The sequence below is a fragment of the Bacteroides sp. 4_1_36 genome (genome assembly GCF_003466325.1).
Lineage (GTDB): Bacteria > Bacteroidota > Bacteroidia > Bacteroidales > Bacteroidaceae > Bacteroides > Bacteroides uniformis.
On sequence record NZ_QSOX01000007.1, the window covers coordinates 1 to 22,142 of the forward strand.

Below are 22,142 nucleotides of genomic sequence, written 5' to 3' on the forward strand. Positions count from 1 at the left end.
TAATAGTAACACATTTATTAGTTTGTAAATGTGTCTACCTATATCAGGATAAGACAAACCCTTTCTGAAGTAATGAAAAGGAGGGCGTTCCTTTGCATTTTCAATTAAATTCCATAGCTTTGTTCTTTGAAAACCTATATATAAAACCCTACGAATATGACCAAATTTGAAATAGAAGAGAAAATAGTCTCCATGCTCAAGACCGTATTCGACCCGGAAATACCGGTAAATGTATACGACCTGGGACTGATTTACAAAATAGACGTCTCCGACCAGGGAGAAGCCTCCATCGACATGACGCTGACTGCCCCCAACTGTCCGGCAGCCGACTTCATCATGGAAGATGTGCGCCAGAAGGTGGAATCCATCGACGGCGTAACCTCCGCCACCATCAATCTCGTTTTCGAACCCGAGTGGGACAAGGACATGATGAGCGAAGAAGCGAAACTGGAACTGGGATTCCTTTAAATCAGTTGAAAGTTCAAAGTTGAAAATGGAAAGTTGAAAATGAAGAATGTATATTTCCTCTCGGATGCTCACCTGGGCTCACGAGCCATCGAACACGGACGAACCCAAGAACGGAGGCTGGTCAACTTCTTGGACAGCATCAAGCACAAGGCATCGGCCGTATACCTGCTGGGAGACATGTTCGACTTCTGGTACGAATTCCGTACCGTAGTGCCCAAAGGATACACCCGCTTTCTGGGCAAGCTGTCCGAACTGACCGACCTGGGAGTAGAAGTCCACTTTTTCACGGGAAACCATGACCTTTGGTGCGGCGACTATCTGACCAAGGAGTGCGGCGTCATGATACACCGCGAACCGCTGACCACCGAAATCTTCGGAAAAGAGTTCTACCTTGCCCACGGTGACGGGCTAGGCGACCCGGACAAGAAGTTCAAGATGCTGCGCGCCATGTTCCGCAGCCGTACCCTACAGACGCTGTTCTCTGCCCTGCACCCCCGCTGGAGCATGGAGCTGGGACTGAACTGGGCCAAGCACAGCCGCTTGAAACGCATAGACGGGAAAGAACCCGCATACATGGGAGAAAACAACGAATACCTGGTGCTCTACACCAAGGAATACCTGAAAAGCCATCCCAACATCAACTACTTCATCTACGGTCACCGCCACATCGAACTGGACCTGATGCTGAGCAGTACCGCCCGCATCCTCATCCTCGGCGACTGGATAAACTACTTCTCGTACGCCGTCTTTGACGGCGAGAACCTCTTCCTTGAGAATTTTGTGGAGGGAGAGACGAAGCTATAACCCGCATTGCCAAACTGTTAACCATCATACCATTACCACCCATGAAACCTTTAAGACTGAAAAACATGATTGCCGGATGCCTGCTCGCAGCAGGAGCATTGCCGGTATGGGGACAATCCGGCGCCCCGACACTTGTCATCCGCATTGACGATCTCGGTGCCCTGCATTCCGTCAACGAAGCCTGCATCCAGACCTACCGCTCGGGTATTGCCCGCAGCGTGGAAGTGATGCCCGTAGCAGCCTGGTATCCGGAAGCCATCAAGATGCTGAAAGAAAATCCGGGACTGGACGTCGGCCTGCACCTCGTCATCACCAGCGAGTGGGAGAACGTGAAGTGGCGTCCGCTGACCCACTGCCCCAGCCTGACGGACGAGAACGGCTATTTCTACCCGATGATGTTCCCTAACCCCGCCTATCCGGGACAGTCCATCATGGAGCAGAAATGGGACATCAAGGAGATAGAGCAGGAGTTCCGCGCGCAGATAGAGACGACGCTGAAAAGCATTCCGCAACTCAGCCATCTGTCCGGACACATGCTCTCCACCGGTTTCAGCAAAGAAGTGAACGAGCTGGTGCAACGGCTCGCCAAAGAATACAACCTGCCGTCCATCGACCGCATGGACTCCTCCAAGGACTACCGGTTTACCTACATCGGGTACGACGGCCCCAAAAGAACCGCCGAAGAAAAGGAGGCTAGCTTCATCAAAGCATTGGAGAAGTTGCAACCGGGCCAGCGCTACCTTTTCTTAGACCACCCGGCACTGGACAACGATGAAATGAAAACCGTCTTCCACATCGGATATGAGGACGTGGCGCTGGACCGCCAGGGAGTGACCGACCTGCTGACAAGCCCCCGCGTCCGGAAAGCCATTGAGGACAAAGGCATAAAGCTGATTTCCATCAACCAACTGACCAAGGGCCTGCCCCGCGCCGCCGCTACTCCGAAGCTGGACAAGGCCATGAACAGATATCTGGATGCCGTAAAGAAAGCCGGACAAGACCTGCACAGTATCATGATTGTGCAACACGGCAATGTCATTGCCGAAGAATGGATGGGCGAAGGGAAAGAGGATGAGCCTCACATCCTGAACTCCGTCAGCAAGACATTCACCGCCACCGCCGTGGGACTTGCCGCCTCCGAAGGCAGGCTGAAGCTGACGGACAAGGTCATCTCCTTCTTCCCCGACAAGCTTCCGGCAACCGTCAGCGAAAATCTGGCAGCCATGACCGTACGCGACCTGCTGACCATGAACTGCGGGCACGACACCGACCCCACCGGAACGGTACGCAAAAAGGCGGACGCCGATTGGGTGCAGGAGTTCCTTGCCTTCCCCGTGGAGCACAAGCCCGGTACCTTCTACACCTACAACAGCCTGGGAACCTACATGCTCTCAGCCATCGTACAGAAAGTGACGGGCGAGAAAGTGGTGGATTATCTCTATCCCCGTCTGTTCCGCCCGCTTGGCATCGTCAACGCCCGGTGGCAGGAAAGCCCGCAAGGCATCAATACCGGAGGCTGGGGGTTGTACCTCAAAACGGAAGACCTTGCCAAGATGGGACAACTGTTCCTGCAGAAAGGAAACTGGAACGGACAGCAGATTCTGCCCGAAGAATGGGTAAAGGAGGCATCTGCCTGCCAAGTGCCCTCACTGCCCGCCGGCATGAAACCGGAGATGCTGAAGAAAGCGAAGATGAGCGCCAAGACAAGCGACTGGCTGCAGGGCTACGGCTACCAGATGTGGCGCTGCCGCCACAACGCCTACCGTGCCGATGGTGCCAACGGACAATACATACTGGTGTTGCCGGACAAGGATGCCGTCATTGCCGTCACCGCCAACATCCCCGACATGCAGGCAGAGCTGAATCTAATATGGAAGTACCTGCTGCCCGCGCTATAAAACGTTTATTCTTATAAACGATTACGAAAAAGTGAAGGTTACCGGAACTTTTTCCCGGCATGGTTGTAATAACATCATAACATTAAAAACATTAGCGTCATGGATGATATGATTTACAGAAACGACCCGATTGCCGAAGAGAACATAGACCCGCACGGACGTCCGGCAACGGATGAATTCGAGGAATGGAGCGAAGAGGTCTCCGAACGGACAGATACCGGATACAAGGACCAGAAAATAAAATCTGCCAAGGAACGGGAGAAACGTATCCGGGAGATGGATGAAATTATAAAGAAGGACCTTAAGGAATAAATAGACAGCCACCACAGATTACACGGATTCTCACAGATTAGTCTCTTATACTTGATATCAGAGCTTCCAATCTGTGAGAATCCGTGTAATCTGTAGTGACTTTCTATTATTTGTATCCACCAGCCTTGGCTATGCGTTTCGGGATTTCCGTGTTGTCCATCTTACCCACGAACAGCTTGGAGCCTGCACCTACTGCGAATACCGGCACATATCCGGCTGTATGGCCACCGCTGGTCCAGCCTACCATGGCAATCTGGCTCATTACCTTCTTGGCGGCAACAGCCAGGGGCTCAGTCTTGGCATAAAGACTTTCCTCAAACACTACATGCTTGTTCACGAATGATTCTTCGTAAGCATCACGCAGCATCTTCTCCTGCTCCCAGCTCACCGGCAGTTCTTTCCAGAAACCCATCTTTTCTGCCAGGAATTCCTTCATTTCCGGCCAGTTGATAACCTTGCGCATCTTGCGTAAGTCCGTGATGGAACGTGAAAGGATATCCTGAGACTGCTTCTGCTTGGCAAGGGCTTTCAGTTGAAGCTCGTACTTACCGGTACCCAGACCCAGACCACCGGTTTCATGGTCGGCAGTTACCACAATCAGCGTTTCTTTGGGATGCTTCTTATAGAACTCGTAAGCCACCTTGATGGCGTTGTCCATATCCACCACTTCCTCAAAGACTGTGGCGGGGTCGTTTCCGTGGCAGGCCCAGTCAATCTTTCCACCTTCAACCATCAGGAAGAAACCCTTGTTACTGCCTTTGGTCAGGAAAGAGATGGCACTTTCGGTAATTTCGGCCAGCGTCAGGTCGCCTTCCTGGCGGTCGATGGCATAGGGCAGGCAAGAAGGCTCTGCCCCTTCTTTCTGGATAAGAATCATCTTGTCCGCCTGGGCAGACTTCGACTTATATTCGTCAAGGCCCCTTGCAACGGTATAGCCGGCTTCTTCAAAGATAGGGAAGATGCTCGGAGCCTCTTTCTTATCGGCAGTGGTAGTCGGTTTCAAGAAACCACCGCCTGCATAGAAGTCGAAACCGGCTTTCGGCAGGTCGAGGGCTATCTCGTAATACATGCCACGGTCCGGCTGATGGGCATAGAATGCGGCGGGAGTAGCATGGTCTACACTGACGCTGGTAGTTACCCCAACTTTCTTACCGGACTTTTTGGCTCTCTCGGCCACACTCTGAAGCACACTCTTGTTATCGTCCATACCAATGGCGCCGTTGTAGGTCTTTGCACCGGTAGCCAGGGCTGTTCCGGCAGCAGAAGAGTCAGTCACCGAGTTGGTGGCAGAAAAGGTAGTTGCCATGCTGGCAACCGGGAAAGAAGTGAACAGCAAAGGCTTTACACCGATACGCCCTTCTTGTTCGGCCAGATACATCTCCGTACCGTTCACCTGGTTCACACCCATTCCATCACCGATGAAATAAAACACGTACTTCGCCTGCTGGGCATAGGCCATGCCGCTGGTCAGCAGTACAAAGAACAACACATACATTAATCGTTTCATAAGCAGTTCTTATTTAAAGTTATTCGGAAAATTGCCTTTATTGTTTTTAACCAAGTAACAAAGATAAGGATTTTAAAGGATTCGGAAAACATTTCGCCCCTACAAATACATTACATATTTGCAGGGGCGAAACCACATCCGGACTCCGGGAAGCCGGAACCGGGAAATATTACAGCGATATTACTTCTTCAGAATATCCATCGTGTCCGAAGCAATCATCAGTTCCTCGTCAGTGGGGATTACCACCACCTTCACCTGAGAATCTTCGGTAGAGATAACCATTTCTTCACCGCGTACTTTGTTCTTCTCGGCATCCAGCTTTATGCCCATGAATTCCAGGCCTTCACATGCACCCCAGCGGGCACTTGCCTGATTCTCGCCGACACCACCGGTAAATACCACGATATCCACACCACCCAAAGCAGCGGCATAGGCACCGATATATTTCTTGATGCGGTAGAAGTACATTTCTTCAGCCAGAACAGCCTTCGGATTGCCGGCAGCTACGGCATTTTCCAGGTCGCGCATGTCACTGGATTCACCGAAGATACCCAGCACACCGCTCTTCTTGTTCAGCAGGTTGGAGATGCCGTTGGCATCCAGACCCTCTTTCTCCATGATGAAGGAAACGGCACCGGCATCAATATCACCACTGCGGGTACCCATCATCAGACCTTCCAGCGGGGTCAAGCCCATGCTGGTGTCTACACACTTACCGTCCTTGATGGCAGTAATGGAACCACCGTTGCCAATGTGGCAAGTGATGATTTTCTTTCCTTCCGGCTCTACACCCAGGAACTCGCAGACGCGCTGCGATACGTAGCGGTGTGAGGTTCCGTGGAAACCATAACGGCGTACGCCGTACTTTTCATAAAGTTCGTAAGGCACGGCATACAGATAGGCATGCTTCGGCATGGTCTGATGGAAAGCCGTATCGAACACACCAATCTGCGGAACATTAGGCAGAATGGCAGATATTGCATTTACCCCCTTCAGGTTAGCAGGATTGTGGAGCGGAGCCAGGTCGTTGCAGGCAGTGAAGGCGGCAAGCACTTCCGGCGTCAGCCGTACAGACTCGCTGAACTTTTCGCCTCCATGCACCATACGGTGACCTACGGCATTGATTTCGTCCAAAGACTTGATGGCTCCATATTCAGGGCTTGTCAAAGTGTTCAGGATAAATTCCACACCTACGGTATGCTCTGGAATGTCCTTCTCAAGAACTTTCTTCTCGCCACTGGGCAAGGTGAACTTCAGGAAAGAGTCCTTCAAACCAATTTTTTCGATACCACCCTGGGCGATAACTTCTTTCCGGTCCATATCAAACAATTTGTATTTGATGGACGAGCTACCGCAGTTCAATACTAAGATTTTCATACTATATATCAGATTTAAAAGTTATTCAGCATTCTTTTTGGCAGCAATGGCCTGATTGGCAGTGATGGCAATCATGCGATACACATCCTCGATGGAGCAACCGCGTGAAAGGTCGTTCACCGGACGGGCGATACCTTGTAGGATAGGTCCTACGGCATCAGCATGTCCCAGACGTTGCACCAGTTTGTAGGAGATGTTGCCCACTTCGAGGCTGGGGACAACCAATACGTTAGCATGTCCGGCGATAGAAGAACCCGGAGCCTTGCTTGCACCTACTTCCGGCACCAAAGCTGCATCGGCCTGCAACTCACCGTCGATGGCAATATCGGGAGCCATCTCCTTGGCAATCTTCAATGCCTCAACCACTTTATCCACCACTTCGTGCTTGGCAGAGCCCTTGGTAGAGAAGCTCAGCATGGCAACTTTCGGGTCGAGACCGGCAACTGCCTGGGCTGTACGTGCCGTACATACGGCAATCTGTGCCAATTGTTCTGCATCGGGCACCGGAGTCACAGCCACGTCACCCATCACCAGGATACCGTTCTTTCCATATTCAGGAGCATGTGTCAGCAGCAGCATGGCACCCGAAACGCAAGTGATGCCCGGGGAAGTCTTGATAATCTGCAAAGCAGGGCGAAGTACATTACCCGTAGTGTTGCGTGCACCTGCCAACTGGCCGTCAGCGTCGCCGTTCTTTATAATCAGGCAGCCCAGATAAAGCGGATCGACAACCAACTTGCGAGCCTCTTCGATGGTCATGCCTTTCTTTTTGCGGAGCTCGCAAAGCAGTTGGGCATATTCTTCTTTCTTAGGATGGTCTTCCGGGTCGATAATGGTAGCTTTGTTTATATTTCCCAGCCCCCACTCTTTGGCACAAGCCTCTATCTCGGCAGGTTTTCCAAGGATAATCAAGTCGGCTACTCCGTCAGTCAGGATTTGATTGGCAGCTTTCAGTGTACGCTCTTCCGTACCCTCGGGAAGAACAATTCGTTGGCGGTTTGCTTTGGCACGCTCAACAATTTCGTTAATTAATCTTTGCATGATATTTTAATTGTCTATTAAGAATCGGCAGTATGTGTTATTCACGCCGCAAAAGTACACAATTTTGCAATATCTACATTGCAAACATCGGTCTTTTTACCGTTCAGACCATAATTATTATAATATTTAACATTAGGTATTCCCAGCATTCATGTGTACGCACACGTGCCCCTCTGCAACAAACAATTACCCGTCCGGCAGGAACAACCCGCCCGACTCTACAAACGACATAAAAAAAATCAGGATACAACGATAACAAGCAATACATAGAATACCTACCTTTGCAGCGTTTTCAACGTATAACAATAGGTATTATAATAATATGATTCGTCAATGCGCCATCCTTTTCGGATGCTTAGCTTTGGGTGAACTGATTGTTTTCTTTACGGGTATCAAGTTACCTTCCAGCATCATCGGTATGCTGTTGCTCACCCTATTCTTGAAATTGGGTTGGATTAAACTGCACTGGGTGCAGGGTATGTCCGACTTCCTGGTTGCCAACCTGGGCTTCTTCTTCGTACCGCCCGGTGTAGCTCTCATGCTTTACTTCGATGTCATCGCCTCCGAGTTCTGGCCGATAGTGACCGCTTCCATAATCAGCACCCTGCTGGTGATTGTAGTCACCGGATGGGTTCATCAACTAACACGTAAAATCAAATGAACTTTTTAGAAAACGAATTTTTCCTATTGGCTGTCACCTTCGGGATTTTCTTTCTGGCCAAACTCCTGCAGAAAAAGACCGGCATCATGTTGCTGAACCCCATCCTGCTGACAATTGCCATCCTCATTGTCTTCCTGAAGATGACACATATCAGTTATGAGACCTACAATGAAGGAGGACATCTGATAGAATTCTGGCTGAAACCCGCTGTTGTAGCCCTGGGAGTCCCCCTATACCTCCAATTGGAAACGATTAAGAAACAGCTGCTCCCCATCATGCTGTCACAACTTGCCGGCTGCATTGTGGGAGTTATCTCTGTCGTGCTGATAGCTAAATTGATGGGGGCTTCCGACGAGATTATCTACTCCCTGGCGCCCAAGTCGGTCACTACGCCGATAGCCATGGAAGTAACTAAGTCGCTGGGCGGCATTCCCTCACTTACCGCCGCCGTAGTGGTCTGTGTAGGCTTGCTGGGAGGAATACTGGGCTTCAAGACCATGAAACTGACCCACATCGGCAGTCCTATGGCACAAGGCCTTTCCTTGGGAGCCGCCGCCCACGCGGTAGGAACTTCCACAGCCATGGACATCAGCCGCAAATACGGCGCATTCGCCAGCCTCGGCCTGACCCTGAACGGTATTTTCACTGCATTGCTGACCCCAACTATTCTGCGATTATTAGGGCTACTCTAACAAAATCTTCTTATTTTTGTTATCTATAATCATAACCAACTAAAAACAACGTATGATTTCATTTAAAGATATCGAATTACAAGACAAAGAACTGATTACTTCCTATACACAGAACAGTCCGCGACGGAATTGTGACCTCTCATTCTCCAACCTATGCAGCTGGCGTTTTCTATACAATACAAAGTTTGCCATCATGGACGGCTTCCTCCTGCTGAAATTCTGGGCAAACGATGAACTGGTGTACATGATGCCGATAGGTAACGGAGATTTGACAAAAGTACTGGACGCACTGGTCGAAGACGCACACCGGGAAGGGGAACCTTTCTGCCTGCTGGGAATATGTTCGGGCATGTGCTCGGAACTGGAAGCCTTCATGCCCGGAGAATTCCAGTTCACAGCAGACCGGGACTATGCCGATTACCTCTATCTGCGTACAGACCTCGCCACGCTTGCCGGAAAGAAATTCCAGTCCAAACGGAATCATGTCAACAAATTCAAACGCACCTATAATTACGAATATACTCCCATCACTCCCGACCGCATCCAGGAATGTCTGGACCTGGAAGCCGAATGGTGTAAGGCCAACAATTGCGACCAGCATGAAGGAACGGGCAACGAACGTCGCGCACTGGTCTACGCCCTCCACAATTTTGAAGAACTGGGATTGACCGGAGGCATCCTGCATGTAGACGGCAAAATTGCCGCCTTCACTTTCGGAATGCCCATCAACCAAGATACCTTCGGAGTACATGTGGAAAAGGCCGACACCAGCATAGACGGAGCGTACGCAATGATTAACTATGAATTTGCCAACCATATCCCCGAACAATATGTCTACCTCAACCGTGAAGAGGATTTGGGTATTGAAGGATTGCGCAAGGCCAAACTTTCGTACCAGCCTGCCATTATTCTGGAAAAATACGTGGCATGCCTGAAAGATGAACCGGTGGAAGCTATCAAATGGTGAGAGTAAGGATTAGAGATTAAGGATTAAAAGGATAAGGGATTGATGATACGGGAAAAGGTAAAGAACTTATGGAAGCTCTGTTTCAATGATAGCGAGGAATTTACTGAACTGTATTTTCGGCTCCGCTACAACAATGATATCAATATTGCCATCCAAAGCGGCGAAGAAGTGATTGCCGCCCTACAGATGTTGCCTTATCCTATGACGTTCGAAGGAGAAGATATTCATACGGCCTATATATCCGGCGCCTGCACACACCCTGATTACCGTAACCGGGGCGTAATGCACGAGCTGTTATCACAAGCCTTTGCACGGATGCTACACAATAATGTCGCCTTATCCACCCTGATACCGGCAGAACCGTGGCTGTTCGACTACTATGGCCGCAGCGGTTATGCCCCCGTATTCCGCTATGCCGAAGAGACCTTTATCGCTTCCGGTACACCGACAGCCGATACGGGCCTTACTTTGGAAATGTCTGCCGAATATACTGAAAAAAGATATGAATATCTCGACCGGAAATTGCGGGAGCGCCCTTGCTGCATCCAGCATACGGAAGAGGATTTCCAGGTTATCATTGCCGATTTACAACTGGGACAGGGCTTCGTTTGCACATTGAGCAATGGGGAGGAAATCACGGCTTTGGCCATTACCTATCCGATAGGGAAAGCCAACTGGCGCATTGGAGAAATCGTGTCGGATACTCCCGCAACAAAAACTTTACTGCTTCAACATATCTGCCAAAGCTTGAATCTCCCGTCCATCCGGGTTCTCACTCCTCCCGCTACCGGTGAAAGCCAACTTTTGGGCATGGCACGCATCATCAATGCCAAAACCATGCTGCAACTCTATGCTACGGCCCATCCGGAACTGGAACTCAGCATTCATCTCACCGATGAGCAGGTCAGTGCCAATAACGGCTACTACTACCTGAACAATGGTAAATATATGAATAGTGCCAAGCGTCTGCCGGGCAGCCACTTGGCACTTACAATCGGTGAACTCACCGAAAAAATATTTGCAACATCAAGCCCATATATGAGCCTGATGTTGAACTAGCATTATAATCCGCTGAAGTCGACTCCCTCAAATACCAGCGAAGGAATCTGCCATGAACGGTTCGGTTGAGGGTCATTGCCCACAGCAACCAAGGAATTCCATAAAGTAACCATGTTACCCGTCACATTCATTTCGTTGACGGGCTGTGTCAGCTTGCCGTCTTCAATAAGGAAACCCTCTATACCATAAGAGAAGTCACCGGTACTGCTATTGCTGTTACCGCCATTGAAGCCCGTAACCAAGATGCCTTGTTTAATATCTGCAACCAATCCGTTCAGGTCCTTATCGCCCGGTGTCAGAATTAGACGTGAAGGTGCACTGATAGTAGGAGCTATATCCATCTTCTTACCATTGTAGGTATCGATGAAATAAGTTTTCAGCACGCCTTTGTCAAAAACAGTGCGGGGTTCGGTAGCCACACCCTCATTATCGAAATAGCGTGAACCGTTTGCACCGATAGCATGCGGCTCGTCACGCAACGTGAAGAGGTCGGAAGCCACTTTCGTATCCAGCTTGTCCATCAGGAAGGAATTCTTTTGTTGCAAAGCACTGCCATACAATGCACTTAGCATCGGGCTGAGCAGATTTCCCACATTCATAGGGTCAACCACCATTGTATATTTACCCGACTTTGCTTTCTTCTGTCCCAGCTTGCGCAATACGCGTTCCAATGCCTTGGCACCGATTCCCGCCTTCGTCAATTTATCATAGAACAGAGCCGAGTCGTACCAGTAATCCTGAGGACGCGCTTCACCTTCTCCCTTAATGGATACACTGGCTGAGACAGAGAACCAGGTACTCTTCGACTCGCCTTCAAATCCGTTGCTTATCAAACGATAGGAAGAACCCTCACCATCACTATAAGAAGAATCAACCGAAATGATACGCTCATCCTTGCCCAATACCTCCTCTGCAGCAGCACGGGCAATCGCCACTTTATCATCCGGGTTGACTTCATAGAGTTTCTTATCAAAAAGCTGCAAGTCAGGCTTGCCTCCTTTATAGTAGCGTGCAGGGTCGGCCAGCATACGCGACTCATCCACCGCCAGATAGCGGGTAGACTCTATACCATTCGTGATAAGAGTTTCCAATTCTTTCTTATCCAGCCGATTGGTGGAAAAAGAGCCGAAACGTCCGTCCACATAAAGATTCAATCCCAAACCATTCTCCGTAGACTGCTGCAAACGGTCCATTTTGCCGTCACGCAGTTCAAAAGAAGAATTAGAATTTGTATATAGCACCAGTTTGGCTGCCTGGCAACCGTTCTTCAAGGCATATTCCATTGCCCATTGTGCCAATTTCTTATTGTCGTCTGTAATCATGTCTTTAATTGATAGTTGATAATTAACTTTCTCCTCCTACAGTCAGCTTGCTGACTAGTGCCGATGGCATACCGCAGGTAACGGGACAAGACTGACCGTCTTTACCACAAGTCCAAGTACCGTTGTCAATCTTATCGTTATTTGCCACCATCGTGATGTCAGCCAATGCTTTCGGACCATTACCGATGATATTTATATCCTTGACGGGCTGCGTCAGCTTGCCATCCTCAATCAAGTAACCCGACTTCACAAAGAAGGTAAAGTCTCCGGCACCGATTTGCACCTGGCCATTGGTAAACTGGTCACAATAGATACCTTTCTTCACGGTGGAGATAATGTCCGCTTCCTTCATATTGCCGGCTTCCATATAAGTGGCACGCATACGGGGGATAGGAGTATTACGGAAAGTATCGCGACGTCCGTTTCCGGTAGGAGCCACCCCGTAATGCTTGGCACTGATGCGGTCGTGCAGATAGCTGGTCAGGATACCTTCTTTCACAATATAGGTCTTCTGGCCTTCCACACCCTCATCGTCAAAGTTCACGGCTCCGCGGTTGAAGGCAATGGTACCATCATCCACCACATTGATATGCTCGTTGCACACCTTCTTGCCAAACAAGTCGCAGAAGATGGAAGTACGCTTACGGTTAAAGTCAGCCTCAAAAGCATGTCCTATGGCTTCGTGTAACAAGATGCCCGAACCACCCGCTCCCATCACGACAGGCATTTCACCGCCTTTGGGCTTCACTGCCTTGAACAAGATGGAGGTCTTATCCACAGCTTCACGCGCAAGGGTATCCACAATATCGTCCGTCATGAATTCAAACCCTTTGCGGTAAGAACGACCGGCATAACCGTTCTCCATTTTTCCATTCTCTTCCATAATACACACGGCCATGAAAGAGACCATTGGGCGGTAATCATAGTAGCTCACGCCCTCTGAGTTACAGAATAAGACATGAGAAGTACTGTCTACAAGAGACGCCTGGACCTTGCGCACCCGGTTGTCCAGAGAAAAAATCTTTTCGTTCAGTTTCTCCAGATAAGGAATCTTTGCCTTAAGGCTCACGTCTTCCCAAGGTTCGGTGACGGCATAACGGCTTTTGGCAATCGTCTTCTCCGTCAGCCCCACAGGCTTTCCGGCCTTACCCGAAGAAGCTATACGGGCAGCCGTACGGGCAGCACGCAGCATTTCTTCTACGGTCACGCCTTCTACATAGGCATAGCCAGTCTGGTCGCCTGCTAATACGCGCACGCCCATACCGAAGTCAATGTTGGCTCCACAATTGTTTACTTTACCGTCCATCAGAACCACACTATTATTAAACGTGTGCTCAAAATAGAGGTCGGCATAATCTCCGCCTTTTTCCAGAGCGGCAGCCATCACTTTCTTCAAGTCAGCTTCCGTCACGCCAAAGTGAGCCATTGCCGAAGCTACGGCAGACTGATTATCTGCTCCTCCCAAAGCTCCGCGTACTGACGCAGGCATAGCCAACGAGGGTACTGCCAGCGAGCCTAACATCGCCAGACTTCCCGTCCGTAAGAAATTTCGTCTATCCATCCTTTTCAGTTATTAGTTATAAGATATTGTTTTTATTTTATATCATAGTTATATGACGTAAAAATAGGGGATTTTGTCACACCTCAGCTTTCCTTTGTTAACAAACTTTCCAATTCCTCAGCATTTAGGCGCAGATAGAATTGTCCTTTATAAGCCACTGAAATACCTCCGGTCTCCTCCGATACAATGATAGCATGCGCATCAGACACCTGGGAAATTCCCATGGCAGCACGATGCCTCAGCCCCAGTTCCTTAGGAATGTCCAGATTATGGGAAACAGGCAGGATACATCCCGCCGCTTTGATACGTTTCTTACTGATAACCATCGCTCCATCGTGCAACGGACTGTTCTTAAAGAAAATATTCTCAATCAGACGCTGGTTTATATCGGCATTAATAATTTCTCCCGTACGCACCACATCATCCAAAGGCAAATTATGTTCAATGACAATCAAGGCACCAACCTTCTGCTTCCCCATGCTGATACATGCCATTACCACCGGCATGATGTCGTCATGTTCCAACTTCTCTTTCTTATTGCCGGTGAAGAAGCGTACCAGCGCACTAGCATGCTGATGCGAGCCGAGTGTCAGCAAGAAGCGCCGTATCTCGTCCTGAAACAAAATGATAAGCGCCAGCACGCCCACACTGACCAGCTTGTCGAAGATGGAGCCGAGCAATTTCATCTCCAGCACCTGCGACACCACCAGCCATATCAGGATAAACACCAGGATACCCGTAAACACATTGATAGAGCCGGAGGCTTTCATCAGCTTATACGTATAGTACAGCAAGAAAGCCACTAACAGAATATCTATAAAATCTTTTATTCCAAATTCAAAAAACACGATATTGAATGATTAGGGGTTAGGGATTAGGAATTATTTCGCATGGCTTGCACAATCCGTACGGTTTCCACGGCTTCTTTCACGTCGTGTACGCGGAGGATGTCAGCACCTTTCAGCAAACAGATGGTATCGAGCACCGTAGTACCATTCAGCGCCTCCTGAGGAGTAATGTCCAACAAGCGGTATATCATCGATTTACGTGAAACGCCTACCAGCAAAGGCAACTCAAAAATACGGAACTCTTCCAGATGGGACAGCAATTCATAGTTATGCTCCATTGTCTTTCCAAAGCCGAAACCGGGGTCCAGAATGATGTCTTTTACACCTAAGTCACGTAATTGCTGCACCTTGCGCGCAAAATACAAGAAAACCTCTTTCAGAAGATTGTCGTAATGAGGATGCTGCTGCATACTTTGCGGAGTGCCTTGCATGTGCATCATAATATAAGGTACGTTCAATGCCGCAACGGTATGGAACATATTCGCATCCATCTCACCGGCCGCAATATCATTGATGATGGCAACACCATACTCTTCCACACACATTCTTGCCACATCCGCCCTAAAAGTGTCTACCGACACCACAGCATCCGGCTGTATCTCAAAAAGTATTTTCAGGCCCATACGCAACCGTTCCATCTCTTCCCTGGCAGAGACATTGTCGGCATTGGGACGGGAAGAGTAAGCGCCTATGTCAATAATGGCCGCTCCCTCCGAAACTATCTGTTTCACCCGGCGTGCTATTTCTACCTCTGTCTGTGTGCGGCTACCGGCATAAAAGGAATCGGGAGTAACGTTCAGTATGCCCATGACACGGGGTTGAGAGAGGTCGAGCAGCGAACCGTTGACATTTATATATCGGGCAGTTGTAATTTCCATAGGCAGTCTGTTCTATATAGTACCTGCAAATGTAAACAAAAAAGTGGTTTCAAAATACATAAACTCATAAAACTGATAAGTTTTTTGCTTGTACCCGGGAAGGGAGAGGATTAAAACTATATCTTTGCACGATGGTTTACCACAGATTACACAGATTCACACAGATTGATTTAATTATAAAGTCATGGATATAACAGCTATACATCAGATATTCCTAACATGCACCAGTGTCACTACTGACAGCCGTAACTGCCCCCAAGGCTCTTTATTCATTGCGCTGAAAGGCGAGTCGTTCAACGGAAATGCCTTTGCCGCCCGAGCGCTGGAAAGCGGAAGTGCTTATGCCATAGTAGATGAAGAAGCCTATGCCCCCGCAGGCGATACACGATACATCGTGGTGGAAAACAGCTTGAAGACCTTGCAACAACTTGCCAATTACCACCGTCGGCAGATGCGTACACCCATCATCGGCATTACGGGTACAAACGGAAAGACTACTACCAAGGAACTGATGTCCACCGTACTTTCGCAAACTCACAACGTGCTCTATACCTTGGGAAATTTGAACAATCACATCGGTGTTCCCCTCACCTTGCTTCGCCTGCGCCCTGAACACGACCTTGCCGTGGTGGAAATGGGTGCCAGCCACCCGGGAGACATCAAGGAGCTGGTAGAGATAGCCGAACCTGACTACGGGATCATTACCAACGTAGGAAAAGCCCATCTGGAGGGATTCGGCTCTTTTGAAGGAATCATCAAGACCAAAGGAGAGATGTACGACTATCTGCGGACGCGGAAAGAAGCTACCATCTTTATCCATAACGACAACCCCTACTTGAAAAAGATAGCCTACGGACTCCACCAGATTGCCTACGGCAGTGAGGACGGGCTGTACATCAACGGACACGTCACCGGCAATTCTCCTTACCTCACCTTCGAGTGGAAAACGGACAACGAAAGCAAATATCACGAAGTACAAACCCGGCTTATCGGTGAATATAACTTCCCCAATGCTCTGGCAGCTGTCACCATCGGACATTTTTTTGGTGTGGAACCGGAGAAAATAGACAAGGCACTGGCCGGATATACCCCGCAAAACAACCGTTCACAACTGAAAAAAACAGCGGACAACACACTGATTATCGATGCCTATAATGCCAATCCCACAAGCATGATGGCTTCCATCAGCAACTTCCGGAACATGCAGGCCGAAAACAAAATGCTGATATTGGGAGATATGCGGGAGTTGGGTAAAGACAGTGCCGACGAGCACCAGAAGATTGCAGACTATCTGGAAGAATGCGGATTCAAGGATGTAGTTCTTGTAGGGGAATTGTTTGCCGCCACACGCCACCCTTATCAGAGTTATCCCGATGTGACCGCACTCATCGCAGAGCTGCAAAGGGAGAAACCTTGTGGGAAAACTATTCTGATAAAAGGGTCGAACGGCATCAAGCTAAGTTCCACAGTTGAATACTTATAATCCTATTTCATCCTTGGCCTTAAAATAAAATAGCCGACCATTGATGCAAGCACCGCTCCCGTGGTATTGGCCGCAAAATCCAGCCAGTCTCCGCCACGGTATGTCGTGCAGTATTCTTGCAGCAACTCCACCATTCCGCTGAACAAAACGGGACAGACAAACGCCCCTGCCCATGCATGCCATAAAGGGGCGTTGTCTCTCCGGTGAGCGCGAAGAAACTCCAGCCACAGCATTCCTGACATGCCGAAATACATACAGATATGCACCACCTTGTCTATATTGGGAATCTTGCTTATTTCTGTAGAAGGCGGTTTAAAGAATGAAAGATAAATCACCGTCAGAATAATAAAAAGCGACACCGGATATTTCTTAATATAATATAGCATATACCAAATTATCAACGAACTGTGCGCAAAAGTACAGAACATTTTCTATATTTGCATGTTTTAGCTGGTATTAATAACGAATTGAAAGAAAAATCTACGTTTTATGACAAAAAGTGACAGAGCCAACTTCGGAAGCAAATTAGGCGTCATACTTGCCTCGGCAGGCTCCGCAGTCGGTTTAGGCAATATCTGGCGTTTCCCGTTTGAGACCGGGAATCACGGAGGTGCGGCATTTATCCTTGTATACTTGGTTTGCGTGCTCATTCTCGGCATCCCCATCATGATTGCAGAATTCCTCATCGGCAGGCGCTCGCGTGCCAATACGGCAAGGGCTTATCAGAAATTGGCACCCGGCACGCATTGGCGCTGGGTAGGACGTATGGGCGTACTGGCCGGATTCCTTATTCTGGGATATTACTCCGTTGTGGCAGGATGGACGCTTGAGTTTATCGGCGAAGCGGCTACCAACAGTTTTGCCGGGAAGTCGGCAGCCGATTTCATCGCATCCTTCAACAGCTTTGTCAGCAACCCCTGGCGTCCGGTCATCTGGCTGGTGCTGTTCCTGCTGGCCACCCATCTCATCATTGTCAAAGGAGTGGAAAAAGGTATTGAAAAATCAGCCAAAATCATGATGCCAATGCTATTTGTCCTATTGATAATCCTTGCCATCTGCTCCATATCCCTGCCCGGAGCAGGAGCAGGCATTGAATTCCTGTTGAAACCGGACTTCAGCAAAGTGGACGGCAATGTGTTCCTTGGAGCCATGGGCCAGGCATTTTTCTCCTTGAGCTTGGGGATGGGATGTCTCTGTACATACGCTTCTTACTTCCGCAATGATACGAACCTGCCCAAAACGGCACTCAACGTGGCGGCTATCGACACCATGGTAGCCATTTTGGCAGGATTCATCATCTTCCCTGCCGCCTTCTCTGTAGGCATCAAACCGGATGCGGGTCCCAGTCTGCTATTCATCACCTTACCTAATGTCTTTCAGCAAGCGTTCGGCAATATTCCCTGGCTGGCGATACTGCTGTCTCTGATGTTCTATATCCTACTGGCATTGGCAGCACTTACTTCCACCATTTCCCTGCACGAAGTGGTAACTGCCTATCTACATGAAGAGTTCAAGTTCTCACGCAGCAAGGCAGCCAGATACGTGACAGCGGGCTGTATTTTCTTAGGAGTATTCTGCTCACTGTCTCTCGGTATCGGCAAAAGCTATACCGTATTCGGGCTAAACCTATTCGATTTGTTCGACTTTGTAACGGCCAAGCTAATGCTACCGTTAGGCGGTTTCTTCATTTCCATCTTCATAGGCTGGTATCTGGACAAGAAAATCGTATGGGAAGAAGTCAGCAACAATGGCACTCTGAAAGTATCCGTCTACAAGCTATTGATATTCATCCTGAAATATATTGCTCCGATAGGAATTGCACTGATTTTTATCAATGAACTGGGTTTTCTGAAATAGGCCATCATGCAGAACCCCTTTAAAGAATTCCTTTATTTCTCCCGGGGAGAAAGGCGCGGAATACTGGTTTTGATTACCGGCATTATTCTCGTCTTTCTCTCCGGGTATATTTATATATACCAAAGAGAGAACCGCCCCCTCTCCGATGAAGTAATCCGGCGGCAGGCCACTGCCATGGCAGAATACGAATCGTTCATCGCATCCATACAAGAAAAGGAACAAAAATGGGACAACAGACTTAAACCTTCCTCCCAAAAACAACCGACAACCGTCTCCTTGGCCCGTTTCAATCCCAATATCGCCGACTCCGTCATTTTTTGCCGACTGGGACTGCCCGGATGGATGGCGCGGAACATACTCCGCTACCGTAGTAAAGGAGGGAAGTTCCATAAGGCAGAAGATTTCCGGAAAATATATGGAATGACAGAAAAACAATATCAGACACTCCTACCCTATATCCACATCACTCCGGAAGACACAGAAACAAGAACCGTCCAGTTATACAGCTCTCCTGCAAGCAATGACAGCGCCGTTACTTTCCGAATTGCACCGGAAAAATATCCGTCTGGGACCCTTGTCGACCTGAACCGCGCCGACACCACAGAACTGAAGAAAATACCAGGCATCGGTAGTGGCATTGCCCGTCTAATCATCGGTTATCGGCAACGCTTGGGAGGATTCTACAACATCACGCAATTACAAGAAATCCATTTGGACACCACCCAATTGCAGTCCTGGTTTTCCATCGACACCCGGGCCATCCACCTCATCAACCTGAACCGTAGTAGCATAGAGAGGCTGCGCCACCATCCTTACATCAACTTCTACCAGGCAAAGGCCTTTGTAGAATACCGGAAGAAGAAAGGCGACCTTCATAGTCTGAAACCTTTTGCACTTTACGAGGAATTCTCCGATACCGATTTGGAGAAAATCAGTCACTACGTTTGCTTTGAATAACAGCATCATGCAACATTTTTCAATGTCTGATGCAACCTTTTCACCAGTCATTTCGTCTAACAAGCAGAAACACCCTAAAAACAGGAAGGCCTACTGCAATAAGGATTAGAACCATCGTATCAATATGAAAAAATTAATGATTATAACCATGCTGCTGGGCAGTATGGCACAGAATGCTTTTGCTCAAAAAATAGAAATAAAAGGAACCGTCCGCGATGCTTCCGACAAGAGTATAGAGTATGTCAATGTGGTATTACAGACCATCGACTCTACTTTTGTCGCCGGTGTGACCACAAGTCCAGAAGGAGAATTCATCTTCAAGAACACGGCTACCGGAGATTACAGACTTGTTCTTTCCAGCATCGGGTATAATACCGGATACATCACCCTCAATGGAGTAAAGCGCCATACCGACCTTGGACCAATCGTATTAGACAGTGCTTCTATCGCACTGGAAGGAGTGACTATCACCGGCTCCAGCCAAATCAGCCGTGCAGACCGCAAACTGGTTTTCCCATCCGAAAGACAAATGAAAACTTCCACAAACGGAGTGAATCTGTTGCAGGAACTGATGCTGCCACGTATTCTGGTCAACCCCATGAACAATGAGATTGGATTGTCCGGCGGTGGAGAACTGCAATTACGCATCAATGGAGTCAAAGCCGAAATAGACGAGATAAAAGCCATTCGCCCTGCCGACATTATACGTATAGAGTACCATGACAATCCGGGACTGCGCTACGGTAATGCCGAAGTCGTTTTGGACTACATAGTGCGCCGACCTAAAACGGGCGGAAACTTCGGTGCCGACATTTCCCAAGGGTTGAACACGATGTGGGGAAACTATAATCTGTACGGCAAAGTAAACCACAAAAAATCAGAATTCGGCTTCTCCTATTACATGGGACCGCGGGATTTTAACGGCATGTACCGCGACAATGAAGAAGAATTCCACCTGGCAGACGGCACTACACTCAGACGCCTGGAGAAAGGAGAGCCCAGCAAGGCAACCATGTGCCAGCACAACCTAAACGTAAATTATAGTTTGCAGGCTTCTGAGAATTCCCTTTTCAGCGCCACCTTCCGCCTTCGAGGAAACAATCAGCCACACTGGGATTATAAAGGAACTCTCTATAATGCCAATGATGAAACGGACGTGGTAGACATGACCGACCGTACCGACCAGAGCTGGACACGTCCCTCACTGGATTTGTACTACCAACAGAATCTGAAAAACAAGCAAACCCTGGTATTCAATGTAGTAGGCACCTACAATCGGGAAAAATCGCAGCGGCTCTACCAAGAAAGCACCCCGGGGAACATATTGACCGATATTGACAACAATATCCGAGGCAACAAATACTCCCTGATTGCCGAGGCCATTTATGAGAAGCAATATTCCAAGGGGAACGCATTGAGCTTCGGTCTGAGCCATACACAGTCCTACTCTAACAATGAATACAGAAACGGGCATTATTATGAAACCAATATGCACCAAGGAAACACATACATATTCGGAGAATACCGTGGAAAGATAGACAAACTAAACTACCGGCTGGGAGTGGCCATGACTCGTTTCTACTATAATCAGAGCGGCAAGGACAAATCTACCGAGAACTACAGTTTCAACCCGAGTATCGTTCTGCACTATGCCATGTCAGACAACTCCTACCTCCGCTGGAAGGGAAACATCTATAACGCTTCTCCTTCATTGGGCGACCTCAGCGATGTGGAGCAAGCAGTGGACTCATTCCAGATACGTCGTGGCAACCCGCATCTGAAATCATATATGTGCTATCATACGGAACTGACTTACGAATGGAAAAAAGGCATCTTTTATACCAATCTATGGGGAGCCTATGACTATCGTCCCAATGCCATTATGGACGAGAAGATTCAAGAAGGCAACAAAATAGTGCAGACTTGGGACAATCAGAAGGATTGGCAGAAACTCTCCGGGCGTGCCATGCTCCGCGTAGGACCCATCCGCGACATTCTGCAATTTTCTTTTACGGGCGGTGTCAACCATTACATGAGCCATGGCAATCACTACTCACATACCTACACCAACTGGTTTTGTGAGGCAGAAGCCTCATTAAACTACAAACAGTTCTCTCTGTTCTGGCAGATAAACACCAATTGGAACAATTTCTGGGGAGAAACCCTCTCGGGAGGAGAAAACATCCAGATGTTAGCTGTATATTACAAGCATAAGAATCTTCGGGTAGGAGTCGGTGCATTCAATCCTTTCACCGACAACTATAAAGTACAAAGCGAAAACTGGAATAAATTCGCATCCTACAAGACAAATAATTATATAAAAGAAAGCTCCCGCATGTTCCTGGTGAACTTTTCCTACAACTTCTCGTTCGGCCGCAGTTTCAAGACAGCACAGCGGAAGGTAAACAACAGTGACAATGACTCGGGAGTAATGGGCACGGGGAAATAGG

At 48.6% G+C, this 22,142-nt stretch carries 20 protein-coding genes; 12 read left to right on the forward strand and 8 right to left on the reverse strand.

Features of this window, described 5'->3' with window-relative positions; genetic code table 11:
• The first annotated feature begins 156 nt into the window (after positions 1 to 156).
• From DXD65_RS08705 to DXD65_RS08720, 4 genes are all read left to right on the forward strand, one after another.
• A complete protein-coding gene (locus DXD65_RS08705) occupies positions 157 to 468 on the forward strand; it encodes a metal-sulfur cluster assembly factor (RefSeq protein WP_005824875.1) in 312 nt (103 codons plus the stop codon).
• A 39-nt stretch (positions 469 to 507) separates the two neighbouring features.
• Complete coding sequence (locus DXD65_RS08710; protein ID WP_005824878.1) at positions 508 to 1,272, forward strand: UDP-2,3-diacylglucosamine diphosphatase; 765 nt, start codon at positions 508 to 510, stop codon at positions 1,270 to 1,272.
• Positions 1,273 to 1,313: 41 nt separating this feature from the next.
• The gene (locus DXD65_RS08715) at positions 1,314 to 3,170 is read left to right on the forward strand and encodes a ChbG/HpnK family deacetylase (protein ID WP_057086993.1); all 1,857 of its coding nucleotides are present in this window, start codon (positions 1,314 to 1,316) and stop codon (positions 3,168 to 3,170) included.
• Positions 3,171 to 3,269: 99 nt separating this feature from the next.
• Positions 3,270 to 3,482, forward strand: coding sequence for a hypothetical protein (locus DXD65_RS08720; protein WP_008662841.1), 213 nt, complete (start codon positions 3,270 to 3,272; stop codon positions 3,480 to 3,482).
• A gap of 106 nt (positions 3,483 to 3,588) precedes the next feature.
• Here the strand turns inward: DXD65_RS08720 and DXD65_RS08725 are convergent, their stop codons facing one another.
• From DXD65_RS08725 to pta, 3 genes are all read right to left on the reverse strand, one after another.
• Positions 3,589 to 4,989 (reverse strand): alkaline phosphatase, encoded by a 1,401-nt coding sequence (locus DXD65_RS08725; protein WP_005824885.1) that lies wholly within the window; start codon positions 4,987 to 4,989, stop codon positions 3,589 to 3,591.
• A 180-nt stretch (positions 4,990 to 5,169) separates the two neighbouring features.
• Entirely contained in the window at positions 5,170 to 6,366 is a 1,197-nt protein-coding gene (locus tag DXD65_RS08730) for an acetate/propionate family kinase (RefSeq protein ID WP_005834728.1), read from the reverse strand.
• A gap of 21 nt (positions 6,367 to 6,387) precedes the next feature.
• Positions 6,388 to 7,407 (reverse strand): phosphate acetyltransferase, encoded by a 1,020-nt coding sequence (gene pta, locus DXD65_RS08735; protein ID WP_005824889.1) that lies wholly within the window; start codon positions 7,405 to 7,407, stop codon positions 6,388 to 6,390.
• Between the two features lie 322 nt (positions 7,408 to 7,729).
• On the opposite strand from pta, the gene DXD65_RS08745 reads away from it, so the two are divergent.
• From DXD65_RS08745 to DXD65_RS08760, 4 genes are read left to right on the forward strand one after another with little or no spacing between them, the layout of a single operon-like run.
• On the forward strand, positions 7,730 to 8,068 hold the full coding sequence (locus DXD65_RS08745) for a CidA/LrgA family protein (protein WP_005824896.1): 339 nt from the start codon (positions 7,730 to 7,732) through the stop codon (positions 8,066 to 8,068).
• A complete protein-coding gene (locus DXD65_RS08750; RefSeq protein ID WP_005824898.1) occupies positions 8,065 to 8,760 on the forward strand; it encodes an LrgB family protein in 696 nt (231 codons plus the stop codon). The genes DXD65_RS08745 and DXD65_RS08750 overlap by 4 nt, the downstream gene beginning before the upstream one ends.
• Before the next feature lie 52 nt (positions 8,761 to 8,812).
• Positions 8,813 to 9,727: a DUF2156 domain-containing protein gene (locus tag DXD65_RS08755; RefSeq protein WP_117703998.1), complete on the forward strand. Its 915-nt coding sequence runs from the start codon at positions 8,813 to 8,815 to the stop codon at positions 9,725 to 9,727.
• Positions 9,728 to 9,769: 42 nt separating this feature from the next.
• On the forward strand, positions 9,770 to 10,786 hold the full coding sequence (locus DXD65_RS08760; RefSeq protein ID WP_005834723.1) for a GNAT family N-acetyltransferase: 1,017 nt from the start codon (positions 9,770 to 9,772) through the stop codon (positions 10,784 to 10,786).
• Positions 10,787 to 10,788: 2 nt separating this feature from the next.
• On the opposite strand, the gene DXD65_RS08765 is transcribed toward DXD65_RS08760, so the two are convergent.
• The 4 genes from DXD65_RS08765 to folP form a co-directional block, all read right to left on the reverse strand.
• On the reverse strand, positions 10,789 to 12,108 hold the full coding sequence (locus DXD65_RS08765) for a TldD/PmbA family protein (protein ID WP_008662830.1): 1,320 nt from the start codon (positions 12,106 to 12,108) through the stop codon (positions 10,789 to 10,791).
• A gap of 22 nt (positions 12,109 to 12,130) precedes the next feature.
• A complete protein-coding gene (locus tag DXD65_RS08770; RefSeq protein ID WP_009037767.1) occupies positions 12,131 to 13,669 on the reverse strand; it encodes a TldD/PmbA family protein in 1,539 nt (512 codons plus the stop codon).
• 83 nt (positions 13,670 to 13,752) lie between these two features.
• Complete coding sequence (cdaA, locus tag DXD65_RS08775; RefSeq protein WP_005824908.1) at positions 13,753 to 14,517, reverse strand: diadenylate cyclase CdaA; 765 nt, start codon at positions 14,515 to 14,517, stop codon at positions 13,753 to 13,755.
• Between the two features lie 26 nt (positions 14,518 to 14,543).
• Entirely contained in the window at positions 14,544 to 15,395 is an 852-nt protein-coding gene (gene folP / locus DXD65_RS08780) for a dihydropteroate synthase (protein ID WP_005824910.1), read from the reverse strand.
• Between the two features lie 184 nt (positions 15,396 to 15,579).
• On the opposite strand from folP, the gene DXD65_RS08785 reads away from it, so the two are divergent.
• Complete coding sequence (locus DXD65_RS08785; protein WP_008662826.1) at positions 15,580 to 16,878, forward strand: UDP-N-acetylmuramoyl-tripeptide--D-alanyl-D-alanine ligase; 1,299 nt, start codon at positions 15,580 to 15,582, stop codon at positions 16,876 to 16,878.
• Between the two features lie 2 nt (positions 16,879 to 16,880).
• On the opposite strand, the gene DXD65_RS08790 is transcribed toward DXD65_RS08785, so the two are convergent.
• Positions 16,881 to 17,264, reverse strand: a complete 384-nt coding sequence (locus tag DXD65_RS08790) for a VanZ family protein (protein ID WP_005824913.1) — start codon at positions 17,262 to 17,264, stop codon at positions 16,881 to 16,883.
• A 103-nt stretch (positions 17,265 to 17,367) separates the two neighbouring features.
• Between DXD65_RS08790 and DXD65_RS08795 the strand changes: the two genes are divergently transcribed.
• The 3 genes from DXD65_RS08795 (at position 17,368) to DXD65_RS08805 (ending at position 22,141) form a co-directional block, all read left to right on the forward strand.
• Positions 17,368 to 18,735, forward strand: a complete 1,368-nt coding sequence (locus DXD65_RS08795) for a sodium-dependent transporter (protein ID WP_005834711.1) — start codon at positions 17,368 to 17,370, stop codon at positions 18,733 to 18,735.
• Between the two features lie 6 nt (positions 18,736 to 18,741).
• Positions 18,742 to 19,692 (forward strand): helix-hairpin-helix domain-containing protein, encoded by a 951-nt coding sequence (locus tag DXD65_RS08800; RefSeq protein WP_008662822.1) that lies wholly within the window; start codon positions 18,742 to 18,744, stop codon positions 19,690 to 19,692.
• Positions 19,693 to 19,816: 124 nt separating this feature from the next.
• Positions 19,817 to 22,141 carry a TonB-dependent receptor gene (locus tag DXD65_RS08805; RefSeq protein WP_117588711.1) on the forward strand — a complete coding sequence of 775 codons (2,325 nt, stop codon included), beginning with the start codon at positions 19,817 to 19,819 and terminating at the stop codon, positions 22,139 to 22,141.
• Position 22,142: the final 1 nt, after the last annotated feature.

Coding starts and splice junctions, on each gene's coding strand:
- DXD65_RS08765 (WP_008662830.1), bottom strand. CDS start 12,108: ATGATTACAGACGACAATAAGAAATTGGCACAATGGGCAATGGAATAT.
- DXD65_RS08805 (WP_117588711.1), top strand. CDS start 19,817: ATGAAAAAATTAATGATTATAACCATGCTGCTGGGCAGTATGGCACAG.
- DXD65_RS08795 (WP_005834711.1), top strand. CDS start 17,368: ATGACAAAAAGTGACAGAGCCAACTTCGGAAGCAAATTAGGCGTCATA.
- DXD65_RS08715 (WP_057086993.1), top strand. CDS start 1,314: ATGAAACCTTTAAGACTGAAAAACATGATTGCCGGATGCCTGCTCGCA.
- DXD65_RS08750 (WP_005824898.1), top strand. CDS start 8,065: ATGAACTTTTTAGAAAACGAATTTTTCCTATTGGCTGTCACCTTCGGG.
- pta (WP_005824889.1), bottom strand. CDS start 7,407: ATGCAAAGATTAATTAACGAAATTGTTGAGCGTGCCAAAGCAAACCGC.
- DXD65_RS08720 (WP_008662841.1), top strand. CDS start 3,270: ATGGATGATATGATTTACAGAAACGACCCGATTGCCGAAGAGAACATA.
- DXD65_RS08790 (WP_005824913.1), bottom strand. CDS start 17,264: ATGCTATATTATATTAAGAAATATCCGGTGTCGCTTTTTATTATTCTG.
- DXD65_RS08745 (WP_005824896.1), top strand. CDS start 7,730: ATGATTCGTCAATGCGCCATCCTTTTCGGATGCTTAGCTTTGGGTGAA.
- DXD65_RS08730 (WP_005834728.1), bottom strand. CDS start 6,366: ATGAAAATCTTAGTATTGAACTGCGGTAGCTCGTCCATCAAATACAAA.
- DXD65_RS08760 (WP_005834723.1), top strand. CDS start 9,770: ATGATACGGGAAAAGGTAAAGAACTTATGGAAGCTCTGTTTCAATGAT.
- DXD65_RS08800 (WP_008662822.1), top strand. CDS start 18,742: ATGCAGAACCCCTTTAAAGAATTCCTTTATTTCTCCCGGGGAGAAAGG.
- DXD65_RS08705 (WP_005824875.1), top strand. CDS start 157: ATGACCAAATTTGAAATAGAAGAGAAAATAGTCTCCATGCTCAAGACC.
- DXD65_RS08755 (WP_117703998.1), top strand. CDS start 8,813: ATGATTTCATTTAAAGATATCGAATTACAAGACAAAGAACTGATTACT.
- DXD65_RS08785 (WP_008662826.1), top strand. CDS start 15,580: ATGGATATAACAGCTATACATCAGATATTCCTAACATGCACCAGTGTC.
- DXD65_RS08770 (WP_009037767.1), bottom strand. CDS start 13,669: ATGGATAGACGAAATTTCTTACGGACGGGAAGTCTGGCGATGTTAGGC.
- DXD65_RS08725 (WP_005824885.1), bottom strand. CDS start 4,989: ATGAAACGATTAATGTATGTGTTGTTCTTTGTACTGCTGACCAGCGGC.
- DXD65_RS08710 (WP_005824878.1), top strand. CDS start 508: ATGAAGAATGTATATTTCCTCTCGGATGCTCACCTGGGCTCACGAGCC.
- folP (WP_005824910.1), bottom strand. CDS start 15,395: ATGGAAATTACAACTGCCCGATATATAAATGTCAACGGTTCGCTGCTC.